The sequence below is a fragment of the Levilactobacillus yiduensis genome (genome assembly GCF_024718525.1).
Classification (GTDB): Bacteria; Bacillota; Bacilli; order Lactobacillales; family Lactobacillaceae; genus Levilactobacillus; species Levilactobacillus yiduensis.
Map to the genome: position 1 here is coordinate 56,255 of NZ_JAMXAZ010000018.1, position 6,676 is coordinate 62,930.

At 50.2% G+C, this 6,676-nt stretch carries 8 protein-coding genes; all 8 read right to left on the reverse strand.

Annotation, left to right across the window (positions count from 1 at the left end):
* Nucleotides 1-166: 166 nt before the first annotated feature.
* On the reverse strand, nt 167-835 hold the full coding sequence (locus tag NGM66_RS10315) for a phosphatase PAP2 family protein (RefSeq protein WP_208909175.1): 669 nt from the start codon (nt 833-835) through the stop codon (nt 167-169).
* A 103-nt stretch (nt 836-938) separates the two neighbouring features.
* Nucleotides 939-1,394, reverse strand: coding sequence for a threonine/serine exporter family protein (locus NGM66_RS10320; protein ID WP_135367543.1), 456 nt, complete (start codon nt 1,392-1,394; stop codon nt 939-941).
* A 16-nt stretch (nt 1,395-1,410) separates the two neighbouring features.
* Entirely contained in the window at nt 1,411-2,166 is a 756-nt protein-coding gene (locus tag NGM66_RS10325) for a threonine/serine exporter family protein (protein ID WP_208909174.1), read from the reverse strand.
* A 340-nt stretch (nt 2,167-2,506) separates the two neighbouring features.
* Entirely contained in the window at nt 2,507-2,920 is a 414-nt protein-coding gene (locus NGM66_RS10330; protein ID WP_258115600.1) for a hypothetical protein, read from the reverse strand.
* A 107-nt stretch (nt 2,921-3,027) separates the two neighbouring features.
* Nucleotides 3,028-3,675, reverse strand: coding sequence for a metal-dependent transcriptional regulator (locus NGM66_RS10335; RefSeq protein WP_208909172.1), 648 nt, complete (start codon nt 3,673-3,675; stop codon nt 3,028-3,030).
* A 61-nt stretch (nt 3,676-3,736) separates the two neighbouring features.
* A complete protein-coding gene (locus NGM66_RS10340) occupies nt 3,737-4,633 on the reverse strand; it encodes a cation diffusion facilitator family transporter (protein WP_208911060.1) in 897 nt (298 codons plus the stop codon).
* A gap of 232 nt (nt 4,634-4,865) precedes the next feature.
* Nucleotides 4,866-5,429, reverse strand: a complete 564-nt coding sequence (locus NGM66_RS10345) for a GNAT family N-acetyltransferase (RefSeq protein WP_258115601.1) — start codon at nt 5,427-5,429, stop codon at nt 4,866-4,868.
* Nucleotides 5,430-5,963: 534 nt separating this feature from the next.
* Nucleotides 5,964-6,404, reverse strand: a complete 441-nt coding sequence (locus NGM66_RS10350) for a MerR family transcriptional regulator (protein ID WP_208910536.1) — start codon at nt 6,402-6,404, stop codon at nt 5,964-5,966.
* Nucleotides 6,405-6,676: the final 272 nt, after the last annotated feature.

A 6,676-nucleotide genomic window follows, 5' to 3' on the forward strand; every position in this document is an offset into this window, starting at 1 on the left:
TCGTCTGCCAAACAACGCGGTGCTTCTACCTTCAATCTTTTATCGACAACCAGTAAATTTTAAAACCGCAATCCCTTCTCGCCTTGAGAGGGGATTTTTGTTTGCCCTGGCCAGTTCTGCGGGCAAATAAAAAGACAACCACCCAACCAGATGATTGCCTCACGTCTTAAATTTCTGAGCGCTTCAGCAGCGGCCATTTCTGCATGACCGGCGCTAAGCGAATGTAGAGTCCTTCTGCGAACTGTAACCAAAGGTAAGCTAATAAGGCTGCGCCGATGGTATCCGTTGGGAAGTGGGCGTTTAAGTATACCCGCGAGATCATGACGAGTCCCAGCCAGATGATCAACAGGATACGGACCAACCATGCCCGCCAAGCCGTCACAATCATCGGGACCAAGATGACCCAGATCATGGCAATGATCAAGAACGTCCCGAAGACGTGGCCACTGGGAAAACTATAGCCATCATCAATTGCTAAGTGGGTCGAGGGCCGGGCCCGCTTGACCAGTTCCTTCACCAGACTGGCAATGACATCCCCGCCAGCCAAGGTCGCCAGACACCAGAGCGCGGGAATCTTGAACTTGAATCCCCACAGTAGGAAGGCCAAGATCAACACCCAAATAATGTCTAACTTCGGCTCGGCCAGGCTAGTCACACCCCGGTACAACAACGTCTTCCATTCCGGCTGATTCTTTTGAATCACATCCACGATGGACGAGTCCAGAAATTCCACGTAGGCGTTCTGCGCTTTTATGTAAATGGCCACGACCAAAAACAAGGCCGTTGCCAAGGTAAATTTCCACGGCCGGTCACGGTCACGATTAAATAACATCATAGTTAACTATTCCTTTCGTCATACCCGATTCTGGGAAAACCCCTAGCAATGAGTATACCACCCCGTTGCCAAATTTCTAGCGTTCCTGCCAGTATTAACACTTTTATAAACGCTTGTGATGCCGCCAAAACCGGCGTTGAATCCGGTTGACCAATTCTGACAACAGAAAGCCAAAGGCAATCGCTCCAGAAATCATGACCACCTGTAAGAGGAACACGAAGGCCGTGGAGTTTTGGCCCAGTGCAAAGTTCTTGATCATTTGGTAAGCCTGTCCCCCGGGCACCAGCGGCACAATGGCCGGGATGTTAAAGAGGATCATGGGCATTTTTTTAATTTTCGCTGCTTGTAGAGAGGCCACCCCAATGGCCACGGCCCCCAGTAGATTGCCGACCACATAGCCGCCACCCCACAGGACCGTGAAGCGGTAGAGCACGTAGCCCAAGACGCCGATCCAGCCACCCACATTGAGCGCACGCCGGGGGATGTTGATCAGAATCCCAAAGGCAATCGTAGCCACGTAGGTCCCGCCAACTTCGATGATAAATTCTAAAACCGACATCGGTTTGCCTCCTTACTCATAAGAATTGTAATACCATGGCGATGCCAAACCCGATTGCCGCTGCACTGACCAGTGCTTCAACACCCCGTGCCGGCCCACTGACCAGGTTGCCGGCCAGAATGTCGCGCACCGAGTTGGTGATGGGCACCCCGGGCACCAGTGGCATCACGCTCCCGATGATGATGTCATCGACGCTGTTTCCCAGGCCCCAATGGACAAAGATGACCGCCATAATGCCAATTGCGGCCGCCGAGGTAAATTCGGACAAGAAACGAATTTGAATGTATTTGCTCAAAATGTAGTACACCCACCAGCCCAGCATCCCCACGACGCAGGTGATCCAAAAGTCCGGCAGGTTATGACGAAAGACCACTTCCAGTGGCCCACTGACCATGGCCGCCGCCAGCAGCTGGAGCCAAAACGGGAAGTAACGGCTGACGCTGTCCAAATGGTCCAGGCGGTCCGCAAATTGCCGCAAATTAATTTTGTGGTCCGCAAACTGCCGCGACAGATCATTGACCACGGCAATCTTTTCCAGGTCAAAGGTCCGCCGCTTGACGGGTTCGATCTGGGCCCCCACCTCGCCATTAATGGCCATGAGGATACCGGTGATCATCACGAAGAGCTGACTGGTCTGGGCCCCAGCGTTGTGGGCGATACGGGTCATCGTATCCTCGACCCGCTCAATTTCTGACCCGTTCTCGATCATGATCCGCCCTGCCGTTAGCGCGGTATGGAGAATCAGCTGATCACGTTTCTTCTGACTGCTCATCCCGGTTCCCTCTCTTCTCACACGTGTTTTTTTCATTATACGGCATGGCACCGGCTGGGGAAATACGCAATCCGCTTTTTCCGTAAAACTTTTTGAAAAATGAAATTTGTTGTAGCCTGCTACTTGGTTTGGGCTGGCCGCCGTCCGTCCGCCAAATATGAGCCGGTTCGCTGTGGACGGACGGGTCGAGCCACAGTGCGGTCTCGACACCTCGCCTTTGAGCTGAAGGTCACGTCTCAGGCTACCCGTATTCCCCACCAGGCGAAATCGCTAGCCAATGTGGGTATCCTCCAGGCCATAGAAAAGGAGCCTGAGCAGTTTAGTCCCAAGCTCCACTTCGTTATTTCACGTAGTACGAGGACACCGTATCAAACGTCCATTTCAATGCGACCCGGTTGCGGTAATGGGTCTTGCGCAAAACGTTGTATTTGCCAACCTGTTGGCCCTTCGCAATTTGAAAGACCGAAACTGTCTTCTTGCCGATATGTACACCGAGTTGTTTCTTTTGGTAGCTACCGAAGTCACTCTTGAATGACCGGGCGCCAATCTTGAGCTTGAGGCCCTTTTTCAGCTTTCCCGTCGAGTGTTTGAGGTGCCAGGTTCCCCGATAAGCCTTGGGAATCCGCTGATAGACATTCTGCTTGGCAGCAGCTGATTCTGGCGCTGGTAAGATGGTGGTTGCCCCGACACCTAGCGTGGCGACCGCTAAAATGGTCATGACCTGTTGTTTCAACATGTTAATCGCTCCCTTCACAATTAATAGTATCACGAAACCAGCCAAAGTCGCGCTGTTTTGCCTCCCAAATCACCCAGCCACTAAACAAAAAGACCGCTAGCCCTCGCCAACGGTCTGTCACTTGCTTATTTGACAAAAATATAATGTGCTGCCTTGTAGCTCACGATCAGTTCAGCATCATCCGTTAAGTTCTGCACCGTGACGGGGCCTTCGAACGGGTCGTGCTTGATGATCTTCAACTGATCGCCGATATCAAGCTTTAAATCACCCAGGTACGTCAGGAGATCGTGGTTGTCAATGAAGCGGTCCACGGAAACAATCTCACCGTCCGCCGCGTCATTGAGCACCGTATGTGAGTCTTCATGATAATGGCCGTAACGGTCTGGAATCACCCCACCATGAGGACAGTGCGTGGGATTGCCCAGCATGTCGTCCAGGGCGTTGACCAATTTGGCACTCGTCACGTGTTCCAAGACCTCAGCTTCATCGTGGACGTCTGGCAGATCATAGTCGAGCTTCTCCACCAAGAAATCTTCCCAGATCCGGTGCTTGCGGACCAGATCCTCGGCCAGGCGAATACCCTTATTGGTCAACGAAATACCGGCGTAAGGCGTGTGTTCCGCCAATCCTTCCGCCGCCATTTTATTCACCATTTCGGTCACGGAACCCGCCGCAATGTTCAAGCTGATGGCGATCTGCTTATTGGAAACCTTTTTCTGCTTCCCGCCCAGCTCAAAAATAATTTTTAAATAATCCTCCTTCATCGGAGTCATCACTGTTCACCTCATCTAGATAGTGCCTCATTTATACCGCGAATCGCGCCGTAGTGCAAGTCTAATCGTGGCGCCAGTCGTTTTGCTTGAAAAATAAATCCTCGTCCTTGCCGCGGCGACATTCCGCCTGAATCGTCACGTGATTGATGCCGTACTTGTGGCACAGCAACGTTTCAATCTGCCGGTAAATCGGTTCAATCTCGCTCAACGGCAGGTTGTCCATGTTCACATGGACGGAAAAGGCAATGTTGTTCTCGTCAATCAGCCAGGCGTGAATGTGATGGACGCCCTCGACCTTAGGCAGTTGGCACAGGTCATGCGCAATGGCCTCGTAGTCCAGCTTCGGTGAGGCCTCCATCAAGATGCCAAAGGTCTGCTTGATAATGGGCCAGGATTCATAACTGATATAGCCCGCGACCAGGATCGTAATGACCGGGTCGACCCAGCTGACCTGCCAGACCGTGATCAGGATGGCCCCGATGATCACACCGACAGAGGCCAGTGCGTCACTCAGTAAGTGCAGATACGTCGCGCGGATATTCAGATTGTGCTTGGCCCCGTGATTTAACAGGACGGTTGAAAACAAATTTGCCAAAAAACTAACGACGGCGACAACTAACATCACGTCGCCTTTCACCGGTTCCGGATGCAATAACCGTCGTACGGCCTCGACCGCCAGAATCAGTGAAATCAGAATCAAAACACCGGCATTTAACAGTGCGGCCAAAATTTCCGCTCGCCGGTAGCCATACGTGTTGCTCCGGGTCTGGCGACGCCCACCAATGCGGTGCGCCACGTAGCTCAGAACAATTGATAATGCATCCCCCAGATTGTGGAAGGCATCTGACAGTAACGACAGACTGCCTGACAACAGGCCACCCAACAATTCAAAAATCGTGATGACCACGTTCAAGATAGTTACCAGTAGAAACCGGCCCCCAGAGAGACTCTTCTCCAATTGTCTCGCCCCCATTGCTTTAACCTCTATTATCGCAGAATTTAGGGTCAATGAAAAGCCGGTTTTCGGTAAACCTCATTAAAATTTGTTGTGATGACGGTGAGTTTGCATAGTCACTTGGCTGACGGCTGGCTAGATTGAGTCAGCGTGTCGTCCAAAATGACCCAACAAAAAATGGGAATCAGCTCGCTTGAAAGCGAAACCAATTCCCATATATTATAGTAGATTTTAATTACTTAATGGTTTGCGTGGCCGTCACATGAGCCGGCTTAGCGTTGACCGTTAACCGTTCGTAGGCGAAGTCCTTGGTGCCCGGCATGCCCGCAGCCGCCAGATCAATCTGACCAGTTTCTGTGAAACCGTTCTTCTTGATGACGTGTTGCATCGCCATGTTGTGGGGATGCGTATCGATCCGGATGCTTTCGATCGAAGCCGCGTGATCAATTTGCGTGAATAACCGTTGGAACAATTCGCCCGCCAGACCGCGGCCGTGATGGTGGCTCGACACAGCTACCCGATGGATGGCCAAGTATGGGGCTTGTTTGGTCAGCCACTGACCTTCAATCTGTTTATAGGTTGGGTCCTCTCCGGGAATCAATGCGGCGGTTCCCAAAATTTCATTGTCTTCCTCGAGCACGACGGTCCATCCTTGGTGAATGTCGTCGACTAAGACAGCCGTGTTGGGGTATGATCCTTGCCATTGATCAATGTCTTGGGCCGCGAGTAACTCTCGGCCATCACGGATAATCGATTCAATTTGAGGTAAGTCAGCCATAGTAGCTTGTCGTAACAGCATGTGTTAACACCATCCTTCTTGTTTTTGGTTTAAAGCGATTTTGTAATATTAACACGTTCGCCAGAGATTACAACCAAAGAGAAGCGATTTTTGCTAACAATTTTTCAGTAACAGCATGAAAACCCGTCACACCGGCATTTTAGCGCGGATCATTTTCACAGTTTTTTGCCATTTTCTCAAGAAGTTTTCACTTTTTCAGCCCACACAAAAACCCACCCAAGAACTTTCTAAACTTGAGTGGGCCTCACGAGAACGGTAGGCGGCGAGAGAAAAATCACAATTAATTTTCCAGAAAACACGTCGTTTTAGTTTCACGATCGCTTACGCTGACATATTGCCAACGTAGTCCATGCGCAAGATAAACGCGCTATTACTAATGGTTATTCGCCTGGTTTCACAACACGTCAACAACATGATTGACCACCAATCCAGCCAGAAGATCGATTGGTATCGAAAGTTTTTTCTGCCACCTACGAGAAATGTTCCCGTGCCTTCAGATTACCATTGTTACCAACGATAAACAATCAAATGGCCCTAATTCTTGGTATCAATCAGCTTAAACTGCCACTGGTCGCCAGATCTTTGCGCGACCAAGTCCTTACCGGGTTCTGGATCAAAGTGGCCCAGGTCGATGCTAGCCGACTCGGCACTCACGTCCATGTTCACGAAGCGCCCCTCAAAAAATGACCGCAGTGTGTCAAAATAACTGGACCGCCGTTGCGACTGCTTAGCCGCGCCCACCAAGGTGTAGCCGTCATCCAGGTACGTCTTGATCTGTTGGACCTTGAGCACCGTCTTATAGGAAAATTTGCGGTTCTTGCCGTCGGTTGACGCCTCACTGTGAATGTAGCCTTTGCTTTCCCAGTAACGAATCTGACTCTGTGAGACCCCAGTCGCTGCGGCCACATCCCCGATTCCCAAGATTAGCTTCTCAATCGGCATTCTTTTTAATAAATTTGATGCATCTTCGTCCATAATGAGCAACGCCCACCTTTCTATTCCATTGCGGGAAATCCCGGTATCGTATAAATGAAAGCGGTTATGAAATTTATGAGTTCTTCTATCATCAATGTTTCCTTTTCTCCAACTAGTATAGATATTCTAAAAAGATTGTCAAGCTAGTTGACACAAACGACAAATCTGCGTATAGTAGTCACAGCATTAATTTTATGGTAGCGTCAAGAATCTTGTGTAAACGAAATGCCTTCGTACATATAATATGTATCTAACTTAAATAAATGATGCTT

Coding starts and splice junctions, on each gene's coding strand:
- NGM66_RS10320 (WP_135367543.1), bottom strand. CDS start 1,394: ATGTCGGTTTTAGAATTTATCATCGAAGTTGGCGGGACCTACGTGGCT.
- NGM66_RS10350 (WP_208910536.1), bottom strand. CDS start 6,404: ATGGACGAAGATGCATCAAATTTATTAAAAAGAATGCCGATTGAGAAG.
- NGM66_RS10315 (WP_208909175.1), bottom strand. CDS start 835: ATGATGTTATTTAATCGTGACCGTGACCGGCCGTGGAAATTTACCTTG.
- NGM66_RS10345 (WP_258115601.1), bottom strand. CDS start 5,429: ATGCTGTTACGACAAGCTACTATGGCTGACTTACCTCAAATTGAATCG.
- NGM66_RS10335 (WP_208909172.1), bottom strand. CDS start 3,675: ATGACTCCGATGAAGGAGGATTATTTAAAAATTATTTTTGAGCTGGGC.
- NGM66_RS10325 (WP_208909174.1), bottom strand. CDS start 2,166: ATGAGCAGTCAGAAGAAACGTGATCAGCTGATTCTCCATACCGCGCTA.